Raw genomic sequence first — 20533 nt, 5'->3', positions numbered from 1 at the left:
TCACTTTTCATTTAACATTTGTTCTAAACTTTCACCGCAATTGAATTGAATTAAATATTTTTTTATTGCGAAGTGTATTTTTCCTACATCCGTTTTTGTTATTTTACTTCGCAAATTTACAATAGTTCTTTTTTCACTCAGGCTTAAATAACAGTCTTTAGTACTTTTTTGAAGAATTTTGCGGTAGTTAATTACTTTTTTGTAGTAATCTATTTTTTCGAGCGCTTTACTAGCAAAAATTCCTTTACGGCTTTTTTTGTAAAAACTTTCCCATGCTTGCAAACTTTTTTCAAAATCAATTATTTGTAACAAAGCACTAAATTTCTGAGCTTCTAAATGTTCTTTCTTGTTCAAAGAAAATCTTAATTTCCAACTAGGGTCTCCTAAATTGGGATTCTCTCCTTGAAGGAGAGACACTAAAAACTTATATAGTGTTTCTTTCTTATCTTTAGGCAAACTCTGTATTTTGCCCAAATCGTTTTTTAGCAAACTTTGAGTAAACTGAGCCACATCTTTGCGTTTAACAATAAGAGCCAAATGTTGTAGCAGGCGGTCAATATTTATATTAGGTAAATCATTCAACAAGAAAATTTCTTTAATGCTTACTTTTTGATAAAAATAACCACTTTGGAGCATAATATTTTTCACATGAGATGGTACTTTTAAAAAACAGTGCAGGCGTCCTTTTTTTACGTCATGTCTGTAATATTTTTTATCTAAAGGTTCACCATCTATCCAAATTTCAACGGGATAATAACTTCCGTCTACTTTTTTTACTACTGTATCTAAATTAACAATAATCTCACGTAAAGGGCGCAAATAAAATTCAAATTGTACAGGTTTATTTCCGGGTAAGATAGTCATACTCTTGTGAATTTCTTCGTGACTATTAAAATATATATCTATATTGTGCAGCCCTGGTTTAATAGCATACTCTTTATCTACTTTTTTACCATTAATATGTAGTGAAGCAGGAATGACATTTTGTTTTGTTGCGATATCGACTATTTGTATAATCACATTGCGCATATTTGCCACAAAATTAATATTAAGTAGTAAAGTGTTTTGATCTTCAGGAACGGTAATTGTTGATTTATTTTGTAAACACGAATACCCAGGTAGGTTTACTAAAACAGTGTAATTTCCAGGCTTTATTTCTACTTGATTGGATACAATTATTTTTTCAGAGGTATTGCTATAAGGTATAAATTCTATACTTGGTTGTGGAAAGCCTTGTGGTGGTTTAACATCATACTGTATGTTCGTGGCTATAGGAACATTTCTCTTTATAATTTTATTGTGTAAAAATAATTCGTAGAGACTGATAATTGCAACGAGCGATGCTAAAATAGCTACAGATACAATAAGTATTTTTTTATACTTGCGAATTGCTTCATTTGAAGAATCGTTTGTCACTGTTTGTAGATTTTGAATAAATTGTTTTTCTGTATCAGAAAGATCTTTTTTCGATGCTGTAGCACCAATAGACTGTTTCTTTGGTCGCTCTGGGATAAAAACGCGTGCAGAAACGGAAGCCGCAACTTCTAGTTCAACACTGTCCATTGCAGCTAAAAGTTCTTCATCAGAAGAAAACCTCTCATCGCGTGATTTTGAAATCATCGTTGAAATTAACCAGTTAAGGCTTGGACTGATCGAATCAATACGTTCTGACAAGGGTATGGGAGGAGCATTTAGAGATTTCATAAGGCTCACCATGTTTTTCGCTTGGTATGGTGGTCCTCCACATATCATTTCATACATCACAACTCCTAGCGCGTACTGATCAGCACGAGCATCTAGTTCTAATGCATCGATGTCTTCCTCTGTTTCATACCAGTGCATTTGTTCCGGAGAGGCATATACAAAAGTTCCAACCATTGTCTGCGATTTAGTGATGCTTGCATCTGAGTTGCGTTTTACAATTCCAAAATCTGCGACTTTTAAATTGCGGTAGTTGCGATCAAACAATAAATTATCAGGTTTAATATCACGGTGAATGCAGCCTTTTTGGTGTGCATAAAATAACCCTTCAGCAACGGGACGAGAGAGACGTAAAACCGTATTGGGAAGCATTTTACCATTTTGATTTAGATAACCTCGGAGTGACCCTCCTTCCATCAGCTCCATTGCATAAAATAGAGTGGGGGGATCGCCAAATTTGTCCCGGTGATAAACCGTAACAATGTTCGCATGTGAGATAGTCGCCATTGTGGCAATTTCTCTTTCAAATCTCTGCAATTCAGCGGTGGTCATGTCGCAAGTAGGAAATAGCTTGATTGCTACTTGACGATTTAAAGATAGTTGTTGAGCGCTAAATACAGACCCCATGCCTCCTCGTCCGAGAAAAGATACTATTTTATAGTCATCTGCTAAAACTCGACCTATCATGGGGTGCTTATCTGCCATAGTTATATGCCTTTTTAGAAGGTGTTTGACAAAAAAACAAAAACAGACTACAATCTTTCGAGATTGTATGAAAAATAAAGTTTTTTCACAATGAAATTTTATATTTTTTGAAATCCTGTACTCGGTAATTAAAGTAGTTGATTCTCGAAAGGTTGTTGCGCTTCATAAAATAATCAAACCGAGTGACCAGTCAAAAAACTTACCTGCTTGCGATGTACTCTTTTATTTTTTAGGCTTTGTTGCTTCTCTGTTATAAAGCTTAGGTTTTACACCTTTATTATCCTTATTATAAAAATAAATTTACAGATTTTGCTAGGTAATGAATTTTACTCGTTCACTTATTGTGAGACGTAACAAAATAAATATATGAATATTCATGAATATCAAGCCAAAGAAATCCTTGCAAAATTCAATGTTCCTGTTCAACAGGGCGTTGTTGTTGCAAATGGCGACGAAGCTGCTGATGCCTACGGCAAACTAGGATCAGAACTTGCCGTTGTCAAAGCTCAAGTCCATGCAGGTGGACGAGGTAAAGGTGGTGGAGTAAAGCTTGTACGCTCTGCACAAGAAGCAAAAGAAGTGGCTGAAGTTATTTTATCGAAGCCACTTATAACACCGCAAACAACAGCCGAAGGTGTTCCTGTTCATAAACTTCTCGTTTGCCCAGGAGCTGATATAGAAAAGGAATACTATGTTGGCATGGTTGTTGACCGCGCTCTTGGCCCTGTGATAATGGCTTCGACTGAAGGTGGTGTGGAAATTGAAGAAGTTGCTGCAAACACTCCTGAGAAAATTTTAAAAGAGCCTGTTGATCCAGGATTAGGATTATTAGATTTTCAAGCGCGCCGACTAGCATTTAGTTTAGGTTTTGGTAAAGATCAACTAAGTGTTGTTTGTCAAATTATGCAAGGCTTAGCAAAAGCATTTTTGGAAACAGACTGTTCTTTGATGGAAATCAATCCTCTTATCACTACTAAGACAGGTGAAGTTTTAGCTTTGGATGCGAAGATTACTTTTGACGATAACGCTTCTTTTCGCCATCCAATGTACTCTGAGTTACATGATAAAACCCAAGAAGATGAAACAGAACTCAAAGCAGCTGAATTACATCTTTCTTACGTAAAGCTGGAAGGTAATATTGGTTGTATGGTAAATGGTGCAGGTTTGGCCATGGCAACAATGGATATTATTAAACAAGCTGGAGCGGAACCAGCTAACTTCCTCGATGTAGGAGGCGGAGTTAGTGAAAAACGCGTAACGGAAGCTTTTAAAATCATACTATCAGACCCAAATGTTAATGCTGTTCTTGTGAACATATTTGGTGGTATTGTTCAGTGCGATGTCGTAGCACAAGGAATTATCGAAGCTGTAAAAGTTGTAGAACTTAGCGTGCCTCTAGTTGTTCGTTTAGAAGGAACGAATGTCGAAAGAGGACGACAGATATTTGCAGATTCAGATTTACCGATTATTACCGCGACAGGCATGTTAGAAGCTGCAAATAAAGTTGTAGAAGCGGCTAAAGGACAAGGAGCAAGCTCATGAGTATACTCGTAGGAAGCGATTCAAGAATTTTGTGTCAGGGTGTAGGACGTGCTGGTCTATTTCATACTTCGCAGTGTATTGCTTATGGAACAAAAGTTGTAGGAGGTGTAAAGCCTGGCAAAGGCGGAACCACAGCTCCTGTAGATGCAGGAGATGGTAAAGAATACGATCCTCTTCCATTATTTAATACTGTTAGCGAAGCTGTTGCTTCTGTAAAACCTGATGTTACCATGATTTATGTTCCAGCTCCTGGAGCTGCGGATGCAATTATGGAAGCTGCAGATGCAGGGATTCCTTTAATTATATGTATTACTGAAGGAATTCCAACTATTGATATGGCGAAAGCTGCTAGTTATGTATCGGAAAAAGGATGTCGCCTTATCGGTCCTAACTGTCCAGGAATTATTACTCCAGGTCAGTGTAAGATTGGAATTATGCCAGGATACATTCATACTCCTGGAAAAATAGGTGTTATTTCGCGTAGTGGGACACTAACATACGAAGCGGTTTGGCAATTGACCAACGAAGGTTTAGGCCAATCAACTTGTATTGGAATTGGTGGAGACCCTATTATCGGAAGTGTTTTCATTGACCTATTAAAAGATTTTAATGAAGATCCTGATACAGAAGGGGTCATCATGATCGGTGAAATTGGTGGTGAAAATGAAGAAATAGCAGCTCGCTATGTAAAAGAACATTTTACTAAGCCAGTTGTTGGATTTATTGCTGGCCGTACAGCGCCTCCAGGTAAACGTATGGGGCACGCTGGTGCTATTATTTCTGGTGGAAAAGGAACAGCGGCAGAAAAAATTGCATGCCTTGAAGCAAATGGCATTGTTGTCGCACCAAGTCCTGCAGAAATTGGTATTACCATGAAAAATCTACTTAATAAGTAGTAGAAAGAAGGCGCTTTAAGCGCCTTCTTTTATTCATCTTCTTTTTTCTTCTTTTTTGGCATATCTTCATCCATCATGAATATTTGCTCTAAGTCTTGCGCATGAGGATGCTTTTTAATTTCGCGTGCCAATGCGGATTTATTTAGCACTTGAGTTACACTAAATGAATTTTTAGCGACTGGTGTTTTTGGTTTTTCATTGAGAACAGAACCTAGTGATGAATCCACATCTCCGAATAAATCGAGATATTTGTCTTCTTTTTTCTTTTCCTTCTTCTCCACAAATTCTTCTACTTTTTTTACTTGTGGTCGCGGTGTTCTTTTTGTTTCTTTTATACTACCCTCAAGAGCTTTTGTTTGTTGTTTCAGATCATTGTAAACACTTAAATCACTCACACCTGAAAAACGATCTTCTAAATAAGCTGGTAACTTTACAAATATTTTTGCCATATTAGATACATGATGTTCTAAACATGTTTGTTCTTCGGCAATTTTACCATGATCACTTAGAACTTGTTGTAAAACGGCTTTTTGTTTGCGTTGTTCTTCTTGTATATCTTCTAAAACATCATATATTTGAATTAAAAGACGGTTCGTTACTTTAAAATCATCTTCGAGTCTCTTGCGAATTTTAGTTGTCTCAGCAGGAGAGCCTGCAGCCATATTATTTGGGTCAATAACATCAGTACTAATATAACAAATCTTACCGTTTCTTTCCGGCATACAAGAGCAAGTAATAAACAGCGTACCTAGAGGAAAAACATCTTTTTTGTATGAATCAATAGCCGTTGGAAATAGAGCTAAAGGTTTTCCTACATACTGAACATTCTCGGACAATAATTGTACCGCTTCTCCTCGCTTGGGATCTTGAAACTTCCAAGCAATAGTTAGATAGTGTTTTACACTTGGTCTTGTTTTGTGGTATGGGCAACGAAAAGTCAGTAGACGCGATTGGTTAGTTGGTAGTGAATCAAAAAAACGCATGTTTTATCCTAAACGGGAATATTATGTTATGGTATAAATTTCTAATTCTTTGTGCTTTATCATTTTGATTTACAGAGCATTTTAGGATGTATACTTCGTTTATGATTCCAAAACACAAAAATAGAAACTCGTAAGTAAGCGGTTTTTAAATTATCAAGCCACTTATTCTCTACTTTAAGTTTATATAAAATAGTGATTGAAGTCAACAAACGTTTGAAATTCACTCCTTGACGTTGTGGGATACAGTTGTATAATTATAGGCTTAAAATCTAAAGGTTATCCTATTCGAATATTTCAAAGTACGAGAGGAATACGCATGAACGTTTCTATAACACAAAGTATAGAAGAATTAAAAACAGATTACAATTCTATCAAGGTGTATCTTTGACATAAACGCACAAATAGAAAAAATGCAATTATTAGAAGAGCAAATGGCCGAAGCGGATTTTTGGCAAAAACAAGAAGGTGAACGACAGAAAGTTATTGACCAGTTAAAAGAAGCAAAACAGATCGTGACACCTGCAATTGCTATGGAAGAAAAACTCGCTGATATAGAGGCTCTTTATGAATTAGCTGAAGAAGAACAAGACGAAGAAGTGCTAAAAGAAATTGAAGAGGATCTCAACAAGTGCAAAAAAAAGATGAAATCACTTCGTTTAAGTAGTATCTTTTCAAATCCAGAAGACAAAAACAATGTTTTTCTATCTGTGCAAGCTGGTGTAGGTGGTACTGACGCTTGTGATTGGGCGAATATGCTTTTGCGAATGTATCTGCGTTTTGCAAATAATAAAGATTTCTCTCATCAAATAGTAGAGATCGATCCAGAAGAAGAAGCTGGTATAAAAAGTGTGACGATACACATTAAAGGCGTTTTTGCCTACGGATATCTAAAATCAGAAACCGGTATTCATCGTTTAGTTCGTATATCTCCATTTAATGCTAATGGCAAACGACAAACTTCTTTTGCTTCAGTGATGGTGACGCCAGAATTTGAAACTCCACCTCCTATTGAGATTGATGAAAAAAGAGATCTAAAAATAGATACTTACCGTGCATCAGGAGCAGGAGGACAGCACGTTAATGTTACCGACTCCGCAGTGCGTATTACTCACCTGCCAACGGGAATGGTTGTTTCTTGTCAAAATGAGCGATCGCAACACAAAAATAAAGCGACGGCCTTCAAAATTTTGCAAGCACGAATATATCAAAAACAAATGGATGAACAACGCGAAGCTTTTGATGAACAGTACGGTCAGAAAAAAATAGCTGGCTGGAGTAATCAGATTCGTTCTTACTGTTTACATCCTTACACTTTGGTAAAGGATCATCGTACAAGCGTTGAGAAAGGTAATGCTCAAGGAGTTTTGGATGGCGATTTAGATGATTTTATCGAGGGTTACTTACTGCAATCGTAATTAAATTTAACGGCGCGACATCGTCGTGCCTTATCGAAACGAAATTTAAAATATGCAGTTGTTATTTCCATTTTTTGAATTTTTTTTGAATAAATTTACTTAGTTTATTGTCCTTAAATCAGAACCTGTTGCAAAATAAAATTAGATAGATTTATCAATTACTAATAACTTGTGCTAGTTGAAATAAAAATACGATCTTGAACTCGATTCCGGAATTTAACTAACTAAACAAGTAAACATAAGTACGAACTTACACCAAGAAATTGAAAATACATCTTGAATGTTACTAATATTTGATACATACAATTATGTTTTTTACACTATTGTTAACATAAACATACTTAGATTACGTTGTATTTATAAGGGATCGGGTTCGGGAACGTAAAAAATGGCAAACTTTCTACTAGTACAAGTCGTAACTGAATATGTTCACATATTACGCTTTGTAAAATGGAAAACAACAAAAGGATATATTATGGCATTCGCTTCTTAGGTTACACTTCTATGGATATTTTTCAATCCGTTTATTTGATAATAAGGCCTAAAATCATATTGCTGTCTCTTCTAGTGGTATGTTTTTCGTTTGCGCGTTCGCAAGTAATTTCGGATGTTTACCGTAAGAAATTCTATACGCAAATTCCTCCAACATGGATTCCGCCAAAGCAAAAATTGGAGATTGTAAAAAAAACTCGTAAACATTTGGATAAAGATTGGGTAATTCAACAAGTAAAAATAGAGAATGTACTACCTAAAAAAGAAATAAAGGCTCTAAAATGCCATCCGCCATTTTCAATGAAAATAACAAGTAAGAAGCCGCAAAAACCCAAAAAAGCGAAACGAGAAACTCCGCAAAAAAAACTACTTATTACTTTTTTATTGATAGTTTATCCGCGAAGTTATCGCAATATTATTGAAGATCCTTTCGAACCACCTCCTATCGATTACCTAGGAAGCACAGAACTTTTAGCGTTTTATTTTTATAAGCCCGCAAAAAAGAGTCACAAAAAAACGCGTTTTAAAATGGCTAAAAAAATGAGTGGGATTTTTTACTTAAAGTAGGTCATATTGACGCAAATCCAATGACAAAACAGAGGAAGTAATGGATAAAATACTACTTGGCAGTGGCAACAAAAAAAAACTATATGAATTACAAAATCTACTCCAAAAAACTTCTTATAATATTATTACTGCAAAAGAATTGGATATTATATTGCCAGAAGTTATTGAAGATGGAAATACTTACGAAGAAAATGCTGCAAAAAAAGCAATTGCCTTCAGCCAATTTAGCGGATTACCTTCTATTGCCGATGACTCCGGTTTAGAAGTAGATGCACTTGGAGGAGAACCTGGTATCTATTCTGGTCGCTGGTCGGGAGAACACGGAGAAAATCAATCTCGCGAAAACAATAAAAAGCTATTAGAGCAGATGCAAAAAGTCCCTCAAGAAAAACGCACGGCAAGGTTTGTGTGTGTCATTGTTATGGCAATTAACGAGAAGGCGGTGATTACCGTTCGTGGAGAGTGTCCAGGCACTATACTAAGCGATTTTCGCGGAATAGGTGGTTTTGGTTACGATCCGTTATTTTTTGTGCCAGAGTACAATAAAACTTTCGCTGAATTGGGAGAAATAAAAAATACCATAAGTCATCGTGCCCAAGCGTTAAAGAAATTTGAGAAAATACTTGCAGAAAGTTGTTATGAAGCATAAAAAACTACTTATCTCAATAGTTTGTATTATTGTGTTGTTCTGTTGGTTTTTGTGTGGATATATGTGTGCTAAAAAACAAGTTTTAGCACACATAAGAACTCAAGATTATCAAAGCGATCCTATCCGCGGTATTTCATTTTTAGGTATTTCTTTTTTTAAGCGATACCGCGGGGCTTGTGAAAGTTGGCAAACTCTTCACTTTGTTGTTTATGAATTTAAAGTGAAAGTTTACTGGCGCCAAAAAAAATACGCTTGGACAATCCACAAACGAGGCACATCTGTAAGAGAGATTTATTAATAACCAGGATGTTTACGTATCGCCAATAGCGAAAAGTATATTCGTGTAGTTATTTTTTGCAAAGCTACTTTTACGAAGTTCTATTTTTTCAAAAAAAAATCCCCTCACAAATAATGTGAAGGGATCTTATATTCAGGCTTTGTTACTAGTAGTTATGACTACTCAGCAGATACACCTACTGCTGCGAAAACTGCTTGAACGTCTGCAACAGAGTAACCTAGGTCACGAGCTGCGTCCATACAACCTTTAGCACCTTGTGCGTAGTTTGTACTTGGAGTCCAGTAGTTTTGGTTAGCTTTCATGAAGATATCGAATGCCTTACGTGTTCCCCAACCTTTGTCGGTAGCAAGTAAGTAGAAAGCTTTGTTGAATACACCACTGCTGTAGTGTACATCCATACCGTTACGGTAGTCACTAGCGTGTCCGATAGAACGACCATCTTTTGGAGGATTGTCCATGTAACGTAGAGCACCTGCAGATTTGAAGATATCTGCGCCAACTTGCCAATCGTTACTTCCATTCATGAAATACTCAGAAGCTTCACCAGCAATGTCAGAGAATGCTTCGTTGATTCCACCAGATTGGTTTCTGTAAACTAGACCAGAATTTTGCTCTGTAACACCATGACTTACTTCGTGAGCAGATACGTCAAGAGAAACTAAAGGATAGAATCTGTTACGTCCGTCACCGAAAGTCATAGAAGTACCATTCCAGAAAGCGTTTTCGTAGTTAGAGCTATAGTGAACGCGCATTGTTAGTTGGAATGTCAAAGGAGCTGTGTTGTACCACTCTTTGTACATATTGAAAACAACACCACCAAAATAGTGAGCGTCGTTTAGTGGGCAGAAAGCACCATTGATAGACTTGTGTGTGTTTGTTGTACCATCGAAAGAGTGTGTATTGCCACCCCAAGATGAATTTTTCATATCAACTGTTTTAACGTCTTTGTTGGTCATAGTAGAACGACCGTTAGCAAATTGAACGTCCATTGCACCAAATTTAGAATTAGGATCGTACTGAATTTGGCCAGTTTTGTTGTTTCCGCCAGGACCTTTACCAATTCTGTCAGTTGTTAAACCTTCGAATTGAAGAAGAACATTGTCTTTATCAGTAGCATCTACAAGGTAATAAGGACGAGTAGGTGCGCCACCGTTTTCAACATCAGCGAAGAAAGAAACAGCGTAGCTTAGTTTAGCTTTAGAATCAGCTTCGTCAACGTAAACAACCATTTCGCTTGTTTCGTTTTCATATTTCCAGCTAGCATTTCTTACATTAGAGCTACTTCTTTGAGCGTTTTTCATCATTTCAAGAGCTGTAGCAGCATCGAAAGAAGGCTTAACGCGTGTGTTCATGTCAGTTTCGATACCAGTTACAAGATTACCATGAAGTCTTACAACTCCGCGGCCAGCTTCTGTGATCACAACTTGTTGTCCCCATACAGGAACTCCATTGTGAAGCATTTTGTAACGGTGGTGAGTTTGACCAGAACGATCAGATGTTTTACGTACAAGCTCTAAAGACATCTCTGGGCTCATGCCGAAAGCGCTTTGTAGCATTGCTTCATGAGAAGAAGCTCTCATTTGTTTCATTTGTTCTAGTTGAGCTTCAGCCTGAGTTAAGTCAACTATATCAGCTGCCATTGTCCAAGACATTGCAACTGTTAAGATTGTAAATAGTACAATTAATTTGTTACTCATGAGTATGTGTACCCTTTCTTACACGTGATTTCGAAATACGCGGAAGTTCTAAAGTAAACGCTTTAAAACCTCTTTTCTTAGTTTCTTTAGTACAAAATGCGTGCCATTCTTTATAGGAACTTCTAATAAAAAAGCTGTAAGTCCATTGTTGGCAGGGCTTACAGCTTTTTGTTTTTTTATTGCAAGTAAAGTATTGTGCAATACTTTCGCACCTATGCGTTACAATGTGTTTCAAAATGTAACACTTTACTTTGAACGATAGCTCTTTATACTATTTTGATATTCAGGTGTTAAATAGTAAGGCATTTTTCGCGTTGTTTTTGGTTCTTGAACCTGCGGTTGTTTTGTCTCAGTAGTAACAACGTCTACCCAATCACTATCTTGTGTTCCCATATCATCTATTGAAGAAGCTTTTGCTTTGACAACCTTAGTCATTTTCTTTTCGGCTAAAGCGACTTGTTTTTCTACTTCTTTCTTAGAAGGAGCAGTTTGTGCAGCTTTTTTCTGTGTATTTACAACAGGAACAGCTGCAGTTGTGCCAACATTTTCAAATTGATAACGTTGATGGCATCCAACAAAAGCAAGAGCAGCAATCAATATATATACATATTTTGCCATTTTTGTACTCCTTATAGTTCCGTTTCTAAGTGACAAACTTGCACTTTTAGGGACGTGCCTAATAAATTATACAAATATTTTATTTGTTAAGCCATCTTTTTTGATCTGCGTCGTTCATTTTCTTTGAGTAAGATTTTGCGCAGACGAATGCTTTCAGGAGTAATTTCTATCATTTCATCGTCATTTATAAAAGATATACAGCGTTCCAACTCCATTTTTACAGGAGGTTCGACAACCGATGCATCATCTGTACCAGAAGCACGGACGTTTGTTAATTTTTTTCCTTTGCCAGGGTTAACAACTAGATCATTGTCGCGAGAGTGTTCACCAACAATTTGTCCTTCGTACACATTATCCCCTGGTTTAATAAAGAATCGGCCGCGATCTTGTAATGATGAAATAGCGTAAGATGTGGCTCTGCACTGCTCTGCAGAAAGAAGAGTTCCACGTTTGCGATTTTTCATCTCTCCAACATAATCGCCATATTCTGCAAAAATGTAATTCATTACTCCTGTTCCCTTAGTTTCGGTCATTAATTCACCGCGAAAACCAAGTAAACCACGTGTAGGAATTTTATATTTTAATCGAGTTAAACCATTATTGGTACTCATTTCGAGTAACATTCCTTTACGGTTTCCAAGATTGGCAATTACATTTCCAGAAAACTCTTCATCTACATCAATAGTAAGCTCTTCGTATGGTTCTTTTCTCTTGCCATCAATCGTTTTAAAAATTACCTGAGGACGTGTCACTTGAAATTCATATCCTTCGCGACGCATTTTCTCAATGAGAATAGATAAGTGTAGTTCCCCTCTTCCTGATACTTTATAGCCTGTTGATTGTTCTAAGTCTTGTACAACTAAAGCCACGTCAGAAAGAATTTCGCGATGAAGCCTTTCACGCAGTTGTCGCGAAGTGACAAATTTTCCTTCTTGTGCGTGAAAAGGAGAATCGTTGGCCATAAATGTCATTGAAATTGTAGGAGGATCTAAATCTACAGCGCGAAGTGGCATTGGATTTTGAGCATCTGTATACGTCATGCCTACAGTAATGGTGTCCATTCCAGCGACAGCAACTATTTCTCCGACACTTGCACTTTGAACATCTTCTTTTTTGTTGCCAACAAAATTATATAAATTTGTTATCCTTGCTGGCTTTGGAGTTTCACCGTCGCGCATAACGACAATTTGGTCGTTGATATTGAGTGTTCCCGATGTTATTTTACCGATACCTAAGCGTCCAAGATAAGAAGAGTAACTGATAGAACTAACCAGTAGTTGAAGTGATGCTTTTGGATCTCCTTTGGGAGGTGGAACCTTATCTATAACGAAATCCATCAAAGGAGTCATATTCTCACTTGGCTCATTGTAGTCAAGAGTTGCAAAACCATTTTTTGCCGAAGCATAGCAAATAGGAAAGTCTAGTACATCATCAGGGGCTTCTAATTTGACAAACAAATCAAAAACTTCATCTATCGCCCAGTCTGGACGTGCTGCAGGTTTATCGATTTTATTCACAACAACAATTATTGGAAGTTTTGCTGCTAAAGCTTTTTTTAAGACGAAATACGTTTGCGGCATTGGTCCTTCTGCTGCGTCTACTAGCAAAAGTGCCCCGTCAGCCATTTGCAATACCCGCTCAACTTGTCCACCAAAATCAGCGTGTCCAGGAGTATCTATAATATTTACAAGATGATCACGATAGTGAAAAGAACCGTTTTTAGAGGAAATTGTAATTCCTCTTTCTTTCTCTAAATCCATAGAGTCCATAAGACGTTCTGCCACTACTTGATTTTGTCTAAACATTCCACTTTGTTTAAATAGCTCATCAACAAGCGTTGTTTTTCCGTGATCGACATGAGCAATAATAGCAATATTGCGAATTTTCGTCTGATCCATAAGTATTTCCTAATCGTTCTAATTTCTAAATTTCTGTGTTTCCAGGCACACCTGGTATGCCTAGAAGAATACATTTTTTATTTTAAAAAGCAACTTTTTTATTTGATTTATATCCAAGCACAAGTAAAATTTTACGATAATATTGCAAATCATTTTGAATAACACTTGGAAAAAAAAATGAAAACCTCTAAGAAGCAGGAAATCCTTACTTTTTCTAGAGAAGAGACCAAAGGGGTCCCTTATAGATTAAGATTAGCGCGCTATCAAGCAATAGGAGAAACGGTCAATTTTTTCATTAAACAAAATCATGACAATAGTCCACAAATAAAGATTCTTGATGTTGGCGGTGATGAAGGACGCATTTTACGACATATAGAAGCCTATCCTAGTGCTAAAAATGTTCGTTGTGATCTTATCGATCTTTTTCCCAAAGGGCAAGAACGTGTATATAAAAAAGAAAAGCGTTTATTATACACCGCAAACTTCGAAACCGAAGGTTTAGAAATCATTCCTGAAAATAGTTATGATATAGTTATTTGTGAACAAGTTATGGAACATCTGCATAACCCAGAACTTCTTGCCACAGAAATCAATCGCATTTTGAAAAAAAGTGGAATGGCAATTATTGGTGTTCCCAGTTTTCCTTATGGAGTACACTTCTTACGAAAATATGCTGTTCCTGTTTTTGATAAAATATTTTGCCAAAAAAAACAACGTTCGCATGTACAGGCTTTTTCCCTTTTTACTTTTACTAAATTGCTCAACAAAACAGGAAAATGGCGCATACATCAAAAAAGAGGTTTTCGCATTGTGTCAGGTGGTATTTTACGAAAATTAGAGTCTTATCGTTGGTGGTGGCGTTTTAATCGATCTTTAGGAAAAATAATTCCGTGTATGTGTATTGAAATTCAAATTGTTGCTACTAAAGATTAGGGGATGTCGTTATTCAAGCTAGGCCCTCCGCTACTTTTTCCTACTCCTTGGTTTTGATCTTTTTACTGCTCTTGTATTATGCTGATGTGTTTTGATTACAGTTGAATCAATTATCGCATCTCATTATCCGAATTTTTTGAGAATGTTTTGGATATTCCCATACTCCCTTTCCTGCCAAATGCTTTGCATCCGTTTCCTTGTCTTTAGAAGGTTTTAGGAGTCTCTTAAACTAAACTCCGTTTACTTTTTATTTTCGAGGCTTATATTTTCGAATAACAATGGTTCCAAAACTTCCAGGGTATGATCTTTGCTCAACGCGTTCAAAAAGCTGTTCACACCAAGTAAAAAATGCGTAACTTCGTGGAGTAGAGTAGCAATTGACAACTTCAACAAGCCATAAATTACGATTTTTGACCCTTTGTAAATGTTGCTTTTCAAAATAGATGTAAGGTTTTAAACTACGCGGTATTGTTGTTTGCTCAGAAAGGTATACAAAAGCAGGCACAATCTCTTTTCCTCGTATTGGCCCAGATTTTTTATAATAATACATGCCTGGAACTTCTAAGTAATAGGGATTAAAGCATAAAACATCGCCGCGTTTTACATCTTGGTACATCTCACTTATAGCTGAATGCCAAAGTTGTTTTTGTTGGTGATGTTCGCAAGAGAAAATATAGAGATTACAAACAATAATTGTACATAAAAAAAGAATTAAAGCCTTTATGCTTTTTGTAGATATAGCGATTATGCTTACTAACAAAGGAAATGTATAAAGAAGATGTTTACTTTGAAATATATGCCCTTTGAACGGAAATACAAAAACAATGCATACCGGCAATAAAACTAATGTGTATAGCCATAATAATTTTTTGTTGCTAAACAACAGTATGTTTGTAATAAATAACAATAAAATTACAGCAAACGCATAATGGCCTAAGTGACTTTCTCCGACAAAAAAGTTTTGCAGTAGTTCGTACAAATTATCTAAAGATATGCTTCCGCGCTTTTCTACAGAGGCACTTCCGAATAATGACAAACGTATAGGAAGAACATAGTATAGCCATGGAAAAAACAATAGTGTTGCAACAAGTTGGCTTTTTACCCAACGCGCAAAATTTACTTGATAAGTAATCTGTTGATAAATATTTGTTGCTTTTCTTGGTGAGCTGCGAAGATTATGTAATAAGTTTTGGTCATTCCCACCATAAAACAACAGCATAGTTCCATGTGTCGCAAATAAGAATGCTAAGTAGTAGTAGGTGTAAAAACCCAAAGTAGTCGCAATAAGGTACATATAAAAATAACGTATTTTTTTTGTTATCACTGCTTGAAGTACGCACCATGTGGAAAAAATAGATATAAAATTAGATAAACTATAATGCCGCAATTCTTGGCTATAATGAATCATGAAATAGGAACATGCTAGTGTTAAACTACATAGAAAAGCTTTTCTCATGTCTGTTATTTTCAAAACAATAAGGTATACAAACAAAATACCCGCTATATCTAAAAATATTGATAACAATTTAAGCCATAAGTGATTTTGTGATATACTGGCCCAAAAACGGAGTAGCAAATAATAGCCTGGGGGATGTGCATCGGAATGCGCAATATAAACGATCATGTCCCAAGTAGAGTCTAATTTACCTGTAATGCCTGATCGCTCCAAACTATAAACTTCATCTAACCACAATGATTGTTCTATATCGCAAAACCGTAAAAATAAAGCGATAAAAACAATAAAAAAACATGGGCTATATTGTAAAAATTTTTTGTAAAGCGTTTTCGTATCTGCTATCATAGCGCCAAACTTTCTGTAAAATTTTCTACTAGGAGATTGAGGTTTACACACTCGTCCTTAGAGGATTCTAGGACATCCCTCTTACCAAACAATGAAATATGTAATGCCTACTTTTTTGCGAAAATTTCGCTGCCTTGAGGAAGGCTATTGTTGCCATCGTTGGAACATCAGTGTTAATCCTAAAGAGCTAGAAGCTATTCTTGCAAACTTAAAAACTATACCACAAAAAGAGTGGCCTAGTGGCTGTGGTTTTGAAACAGTACAAGATGATAACGGAAAAATCGTAGATGTTTATACAAAAAAATGCGAAAACCGTTGTTCTTTTCTTGTCGATAAGAAGTGTTTTCTTCATGCTAATTTTGGTTTAGAAGGCAAACCAATTGTTTGTCAATCATACCCTTTTTATGCACTTAAGACTCCAGAGCTCACTTATATCAATGCTTCGATGGCTTGCCCGTGTACATTGCAAATGCTTTTAGAAAAAAATGAATTTACTTTAGTAAATCCCGCGCGTTCTATAGGAAATAAATTTTCCCTCAAAGCAGATGTTCAAAATTTCAAGATGGTGAAAATTACCAATAAATCGTCAACAAATTGGCAAGGTTTTTATCATATCCACAAAAAACTGCTACGTAAACACTCTGATGTAAATTTTCTTGCTTATATTTGGAATTTTTTTACAAACACAAAACAAGAATATTTCACTGTTGAAGAGATAAAAAGCATTTGTGATCAATCGCCACCACCACAAACTTTTTCAGAGCACGATCATTTAAAAAACACGCTTTTAGCCTGGCAATTATGGTATAGCCAAAATACCGAAGACGGAGAAGTGAGTCCTGTTATTTCATATTTCATAGACTATCTTGGAATACCTGATTTTGAAAAAATTCCCGAAAGCGCTTTGCAAAAATACTTCGCACTGTATAAGGAAAATTTTACAGACAATGAGATTATCCAAATAATAGATAATTATTTTTTTATATTACTGTTTAGCAGTGATTTTTATTTTACCCACCATATAATTCAGGCACTTACTTATCTTAGTTTAGCTGTATCGTTAGCTACTTTTTGTGCTGTAGCACAATTGGGAAATAGTGAGCAAAAAATCCAACCTGAAAACATTCTGGATGCTATTTTTGTAATAGAAAAATTCTTTTTTCACTCCGATTACTTTAGTCAAATAGAGAAACTCCAAGTATCCCCTCATATTCTTTTACCGCCAAGATAACATTTGCCTCTTTAGAACTATTAGCACTAAAATTAGTTATTTCTAAATGTCGATATTGAGTTGCTCTAGTTCTTTTGGAATGTCTGTGATTTGATTTTCTTTTATACACAATTCTTTCAAGCGTTTGAGGTCGAAACAACAACCGGCATATGATGTATTTGGATGTATTTCTCGCAGTGTTTTTGATTTCACTGTTTTTTGCAATTAGAACTCCTTTTTCGTTTGAATTCCAAGCTTATTTACAAAACTCAAAGAGGATAATTTTGTTAGCTTCTTTAGGATCTTTGAAGCTTGATTTTTAGATAAGCGTTAGTTTTGATAGCTCTTTTGGGATCTTTGAAATTTGATTTCCAGATAACTGTAAGGCCTGCAAAGATGAGAGTTTTGTCAATTCTTTTGGGACCACAGAAATATTGTTATTATTTAAAAGTAAATATTTTAAGGAGGATAATTGAGCCAACTCTTTTGGAATACTTGAAATTTGATTACTACTTAGCTCTAAGTATTGTAGAGATGAGAGCTGTGCCAACTCTTTCGGAATATTTGAAATTTGATTTATATATAAATCGAGAGAATCCAAAGATGATAATTGAGCTAATTCCTTTGGAATATTTGAAATCTTGTTATTACTTAGCTCCAGATATTGCAAAGATGAGAGTTGAGACAATTCTTTTGGAATTTTCGAAATCTTATTTCCAATTAATATGAGATGTTGCAAAGATGAGAGCTGTCCTAGTTCGTTTGGAATTTCCGAAATCTTGTTATTATGTAGATTCAGATATCGCAAAGAGGAGAGTTGAGACAATTCTTTTGGAATTTTCGAAATTCTATTCATTAATAAGTCTAGATATTGCAAAGATGAGAGTTGCCCCAATTCCTTTGGAATATTTGAAATTTGATTCATTGATAGCACCAAAAATTCCAGCGATGAAAGTTGTCCTAGTTCGTTTGGAATACCTGAGATTTGATTGTGACTCATGTTTAGAAACCTCAAGGATGAGAGTTGCCCAAGCCCCTTTGGGATATTTGAAATTTGATTGTTACTTAGATTTAATTCTTGTAAAGATGAAAGTTGTGTAAGCTCTTTTGGAATATTTGAAATTTGGTTGTTGCTTAGGTTTAATTCTTGTAAAGAAGAGAGTTGTGTAAGTTCTTTTGGGGTTTTAGAAATTTGGTTGTTACTTAAATCTAGAGACTTCAAGAATGAAAGTTGTCCAAGTTCCTTTGTAACATTTGAAATTTGATTGTTACTTAAATTCAAGGTTCGTAAAGATGGTAATTGACCCAATTCTTTTGGAATATTTGAAATTTGGTTATTACTTAGATTTAATTCTTGTAAAGAAGAGAGTTGTGTAAGTTCTTTTGGAATTTTAGAAACTTGATTGTTGCTTATGTTTAGAGATTTTAAAGAAGATATACTAAAAATCCATTTAGGAATTTTTTCCAATTTTTGGAAGGAAAGATCTGCATGTAAACTGCCTCTAAAAGAACAATTATCAAAAGTACAACCTTGGAATTTTTTTGGTTCTATCTTCTCAAGGTAGAAGCAACAAGCATTATAAGCGGTGTTCGGCTGTATTTCTCGCAGTGTTTTTGATTTAACTGTTTTTTGCAATTAGAAACTCCTGTATTTTAATTTCTAAAGCGACTATAAATAAAGGTTTTATAGGAAAGAACTTGCGAAAGCGAATATATGAAAATTCTTGAGATTTCGATACGCGAAATTAAAAAATTCGTAGCTCTAAAATAGGGCGTGTCATCATTCAAAATATTGTGTGTTTTTTCGAGCCCGAGCCCGTTTCCGAAACTTTCACTAACAATTTATCAAAGAAGCAAAGTTTCTTTTTCCATCGCAAAAAACTAGTATTGAACCAATAAATCACTTTCTGTCGCTCTCAAAAAGTTTTCGGGCGCGGGCTCGCAAACGGGCTCGGGCTCAATACTACTGGCGTATCATTAAATGAATCCGTTATATTTTTATCTGTATTGAATGATGACACGCCCTAGCAAAATATTTATATTTTTACATAAAAAAAGACCCACGCGGCAAGCGTCGGTCTTTTTGCTTTTAATATTGTATCTTAAGATATATTACTCAAAAGACACTACATCAGCAGTTACTGTTAGTTCAACAAAACGAACAACAAGGTAGTTTCTTTCAACTACATCTGTTGTTATATTTGCTAAAGCTTGAGAGTTTCCTTGCAATCCTGCTTGACTACGTAAATCTTGGAAAGCTCTTTTGTGTAAATCAGCTTGTGGAGCATCAAAAAGGATAGATCCAAGAATATACATTGTAGAGGCTTTAGCTGAAACAGTCTTGACTACTTTATAGCCAGAACTTTTTAGGTTTGTGTTTGAACTAAAACCACCATTGCTCATCCCACCAGCTGCGACACATCCAGTGAAGATTATAGCTATCATTGCAACTAGGAACACAACTTTCTTCATATTGGTTCTCCTGAAATAATTTGTATACCTGATTACTTGAATTTCACAACATCAGCGGTAATTGTAACGGTTTTCCATCCGATGATTGCAAAATGCTTTAGTCTTTCGTCAACAGTAATATTTACTAAACCAATATTACTATTATCTTTAACTTGACCGCGCAACTGATCCATTGCTCTTTGATAAAGAGCGGCATCTCCAAGAGGAAGACCTGCTGGACCACCAGGTATACCGAGGGCACCTAGGGCAGGAAAAAGGACAGTAACTGTAGCAGAACCTTCTACACCAGATTGAACAACGGTGAAGTTTCCATCTTCTAAAGTTACTTGTGAAGAGTGACTTCCTGGACCATAACCAGCAAAGGTTCCACATCCAGTGAAGCCGAAGATCATAGTTGTTATTAAAAGAGTAACTAAGATCTTTTTCATAAAACAACTCCTTAGAAATGTGCAAAACTTAAAGTACAACCAATACCTACAGTAGATATTAGTAGGTTGTTATCATAAGTGAAAATTTACAAAAGTCAAGCTTATAAACTCTGAAAATTGGGTCGTCACTTACTTTGTTGACACTTGATTAAAAATAAGTTAGTATTAAAAATTATAGGGCACATCTGCTTTCGGTTTTTTATGGAATTTTTGTTATTTTGGGCAATA

19 protein-coding genes are annotated in these 20533 nt (G+C 35.7%); 8 read left to right on the top strand and 11 right to left on the bottom strand.

Annotated elements, in window-relative coordinates; all coding sequences use genetic code 11:
- Positions 1-2406 carry a serine/threonine protein kinase gene (locus tag UABHE_RS12275; RefSeq protein ID WP_372370599.1) on the bottom strand — a complete coding sequence of 802 codons (2406 nt, stop codon included), beginning with the start codon at positions 2404-2406 and terminating at the stop codon, positions 1-3.
- A gap of 366 nt (positions 2407-2772) precedes the next feature.
- On the opposite strand from UABHE_RS12275, the gene sucC reads away from it, so the two are divergent.
- The gene (gene sucC / locus UABHE_RS12270; protein ID WP_372370598.1) at positions 2773-3948 is read left to right on the top strand and encodes an ADP-forming succinate--CoA ligase subunit beta; all 1176 of its coding nucleotides are present in this window, start codon (positions 2773-2775) and stop codon (positions 3946-3948) included.
- Positions 3945-4844, top strand: a complete 900-nt coding sequence (sucD, locus tag UABHE_RS12265; RefSeq protein WP_372370597.1) for a succinate--CoA ligase subunit alpha — start codon at positions 3945-3947, stop codon at positions 4842-4844. The genes sucC and sucD overlap by 4 nt, the downstream gene beginning before the upstream one ends.
- 29 nt (positions 4845-4873) lie before the next feature.
- Here the strand turns inward: sucD and UABHE_RS12260 are convergent, their stop codons facing one another.
- Positions 4874-5827 carry a hypothetical protein gene (locus UABHE_RS12260; protein WP_372370596.1) on the bottom strand — a complete coding sequence of 318 codons (954 nt, stop codon included), beginning with the start codon at positions 5825-5827 and terminating at the stop codon, positions 4874-4876.
- A gap of 316 nt (positions 5828-6143) precedes the next feature.
- On the opposite strand from UABHE_RS12260, the gene prfB reads away from it, so the two are divergent.
- From prfB to UABHE_RS12240, 4 genes are all read left to right on the top strand, one after another.
- Positions 6144-7242, top strand: a protein-coding gene (prfB, locus tag UABHE_RS12255) for a peptide chain release factor 2 (protein ID WP_372370594.1) whose coding sequence is annotated in 2 segments (ribosomal slippage) — positions 6144-6212 and positions 6214-7242 — 1098 coding nt in all. Because the reading frame shifts where the segments join, the coding sequence is not laid out codon by codon here.
- A gap of 504 nt (positions 7243-7746) precedes the next feature.
- Positions 7747-8301, top strand: coding sequence for a hypothetical protein (locus UABHE_RS12250; protein WP_372370593.1), 555 nt, complete (start codon positions 7747-7749; stop codon positions 8299-8301).
- A gap of 40 nt (positions 8302-8341) precedes the next feature.
- The gene (gene rdgB, locus UABHE_RS12245) at positions 8342-8950 is read left to right on the top strand and encodes an RdgB/HAM1 family non-canonical purine NTP pyrophosphatase (RefSeq protein ID WP_372370592.1); all 609 of its coding nucleotides are present in this window, start codon (positions 8342-8344) and stop codon (positions 8948-8950) included.
- Complete coding sequence (locus UABHE_RS12240; RefSeq protein WP_372370591.1) at positions 8940-9248, top strand: hypothetical protein; 309 nt, start codon at positions 8940-8942, stop codon at positions 9246-9248. Before rdgB ends, UABHE_RS12240 begins: the two co-directional genes overlap by 11 nt.
- 158 nt (positions 9249-9406) lie before the next feature.
- Here the strand turns inward: UABHE_RS12240 and UABHE_RS12235 are convergent, their stop codons facing one another.
- The 4 genes from UABHE_RS12235 to typA form a co-directional block, all read right to left on the bottom strand.
- A complete protein-coding gene (locus UABHE_RS12235) occupies positions 9407-10945 on the bottom strand; it encodes a M4 family metallopeptidase (protein WP_372370590.1) in 1539 nt (512 codons plus the stop codon).
- Between the two features lie 48 nt (positions 10946-10993).
- Entirely contained in the window at positions 10994-11146 is a 153-nt protein-coding gene (locus UABHE_RS12230; protein WP_372370589.1) for a hypothetical protein, read from the bottom strand.
- Between the two features lie 45 nt (positions 11147-11191).
- Positions 11192-11563 (bottom strand): hypothetical protein, encoded by a 372-nt coding sequence (locus tag UABHE_RS12225; protein WP_372370588.1) that lies wholly within the window; start codon positions 11561-11563, stop codon positions 11192-11194.
- 86 nt (positions 11564-11649) lie between these two features.
- Complete coding sequence (gene typA / locus UABHE_RS12220; protein ID WP_372370587.1) at positions 11650-13461, bottom strand: translational GTPase TypA; 1812 nt, start codon at positions 13459-13461, stop codon at positions 11650-11652.
- Positions 13462-13638: 177 nt separating this feature from the next.
- On the opposite strand from typA, the gene UABHE_RS12215 reads away from it, so the two are divergent.
- Entirely contained in the window at positions 13639-14394 is a 756-nt protein-coding gene (locus UABHE_RS12215; protein WP_372370586.1) for a class I SAM-dependent methyltransferase, read from the top strand.
- Between the two features lie 247 nt (positions 14395-14641).
- Here UABHE_RS12215 and UABHE_RS12210 read toward each other — a convergent pair whose 3' ends face one another.
- Positions 14642-16195, bottom strand: coding sequence for a glycosyltransferase family 39 protein (locus UABHE_RS12210; RefSeq protein WP_372370585.1), 1554 nt, complete (start codon positions 16193-16195; stop codon positions 14642-14644).
- A 103-nt stretch (positions 16196-16298) separates the two neighbouring features.
- Here UABHE_RS12210 and UABHE_RS12205 point away from each other — a divergent pair, with 103 nt between their 5' ends.
- Positions 16299-17426 (top strand): hypothetical protein, encoded by a 1128-nt coding sequence (locus tag UABHE_RS12205; protein WP_372370584.1) that lies wholly within the window; start codon positions 16299-16301, stop codon positions 17424-17426.
- A gap of 42 nt (positions 17427-17468) precedes the next feature.
- On the opposite strand, the gene UABHE_RS12200 is transcribed toward UABHE_RS12205, so the two are convergent.
- The 4 genes from UABHE_RS12200 to UABHE_RS12185 form a co-directional block, all read right to left on the bottom strand.
- On the bottom strand, positions 17469-17630 hold the full coding sequence (locus UABHE_RS12200; RefSeq protein ID WP_372370583.1) for a hypothetical protein: 162 nt from the start codon (positions 17628-17630) through the stop codon (positions 17469-17471).
- Positions 17631-17724: 94 nt separating this feature from the next.
- Positions 17725-19041 carry a leucine-rich repeat domain-containing protein gene (locus UABHE_RS12195; protein WP_372370582.1) on the bottom strand — a complete coding sequence of 439 codons (1317 nt, stop codon included), beginning with the start codon at positions 19039-19041 and terminating at the stop codon, positions 17725-17727.
- A 476-nt stretch (positions 19042-19517) separates the two neighbouring features.
- Entirely contained in the window at positions 19518-19877 is a 360-nt protein-coding gene (locus tag UABHE_RS12190; RefSeq protein ID WP_372370581.1) for a DUF6567 family protein, read from the bottom strand.
- A 32-nt stretch (positions 19878-19909) separates the two neighbouring features.
- Complete coding sequence (locus UABHE_RS12185; protein WP_372370580.1) at positions 19910-20305, bottom strand: DUF6567 family protein; 396 nt, start codon at positions 20303-20305, stop codon at positions 19910-19912.
- Positions 20306-20533: the final 228 nt, after the last annotated feature.

The sequence above is a fragment of the Candidatus Uabimicrobium helgolandensis genome (genome assembly GCF_041508025.1).
Classification (GTDB): Bacteria; Planctomycetota; Uabimicrobiia; order Uabimicrobiales; family Uabimicrobiaceae; genus Uabimicrobium; species Uabimicrobium helgolandensis.
Note: the sequence above shows the minus strand (reverse complement) of the source record. Positions and strands in the feature narration are given on the sequence as shown.

Bases quoted from the DNA above. Each gene is read 5' to 3' on its own strand.
- UABHE_RS12250 (WP_372370593.1), top strand. From the start codon at position 7,747: ATGGATATTTTTCAATCCGTTTATTTGATAATAAGGCCTAAAATCATA.
- sucD (WP_372370597.1), top strand. From the start codon at position 3,945: ATGAGTATACTCGTAGGAAGCGATTCAAGAATTTTGTGTCAGGGTGTA.
- rdgB (WP_372370592.1), top strand. From the start codon at position 8,342: ATGGATAAAATACTACTTGGCAGTGGCAACAAAAAAAAACTATATGAA.
- UABHE_RS12275 (WP_372370599.1), bottom strand. From the start codon at position 2,406: ATGGCAGATAAGCACCCCATGATAGGTCGAGTTTTAGCAGATGACTAT.
- UABHE_RS12185 (WP_372370580.1), bottom strand. From the start codon at position 20,305: ATGAAAAAGATCTTAGTTACTCTTTTAATAACAACTATGATCTTCGGC.
- UABHE_RS12225 (WP_372370588.1), bottom strand. From the start codon at position 11,563: ATGGCAAAATATGTATATATATTGATTGCTGCTCTTGCTTTTGTTGGA.
- UABHE_RS12235 (WP_372370590.1), bottom strand. From the start codon at position 10,945: ATGAGTAACAAATTAATTGTACTATTTACAATCTTAACAGTTGCAATG.
- typA (WP_372370587.1), bottom strand. From the start codon at position 13,461: ATGGATCAGACGAAAATTCGCAATATTGCTATTATTGCTCATGTCGAT.
- UABHE_RS12215 (WP_372370586.1), top strand. From the start codon at position 13,639: ATGAAAACCTCTAAGAAGCAGGAAATCCTTACTTTTTCTAGAGAAGAG.
- UABHE_RS12190 (WP_372370581.1), bottom strand. From the start codon at position 19,877: ATGAAGAAAGTTGTGTTCCTAGTTGCAATGATAGCTATAATCTTCACT.
- UABHE_RS12205 (WP_372370584.1), top strand. From the start codon at position 16,299: ATGCCTACTTTTTTGCGAAAATTTCGCTGCCTTGAGGAAGGCTATTGT.
- sucC (WP_372370598.1), top strand. From the start codon at position 2,773: ATGAATATTCATGAATATCAAGCCAAAGAAATCCTTGCAAAATTCAAT.
- UABHE_RS12260 (WP_372370596.1), bottom strand. From the start codon at position 5,827: ATGCGTTTTTTTGATTCACTACCAACTAACCAATCGCGTCTACTGACT.
- UABHE_RS12210 (WP_372370585.1), bottom strand. From the start codon at position 16,195: ATGATAGCAGATACGAAAACGCTTTACAAAAAATTTTTACAATATAGC.
- UABHE_RS12240 (WP_372370591.1), top strand. From the start codon at position 8,940: ATGAAGCATAAAAAACTACTTATCTCAATAGTTTGTATTATTGTGTTG.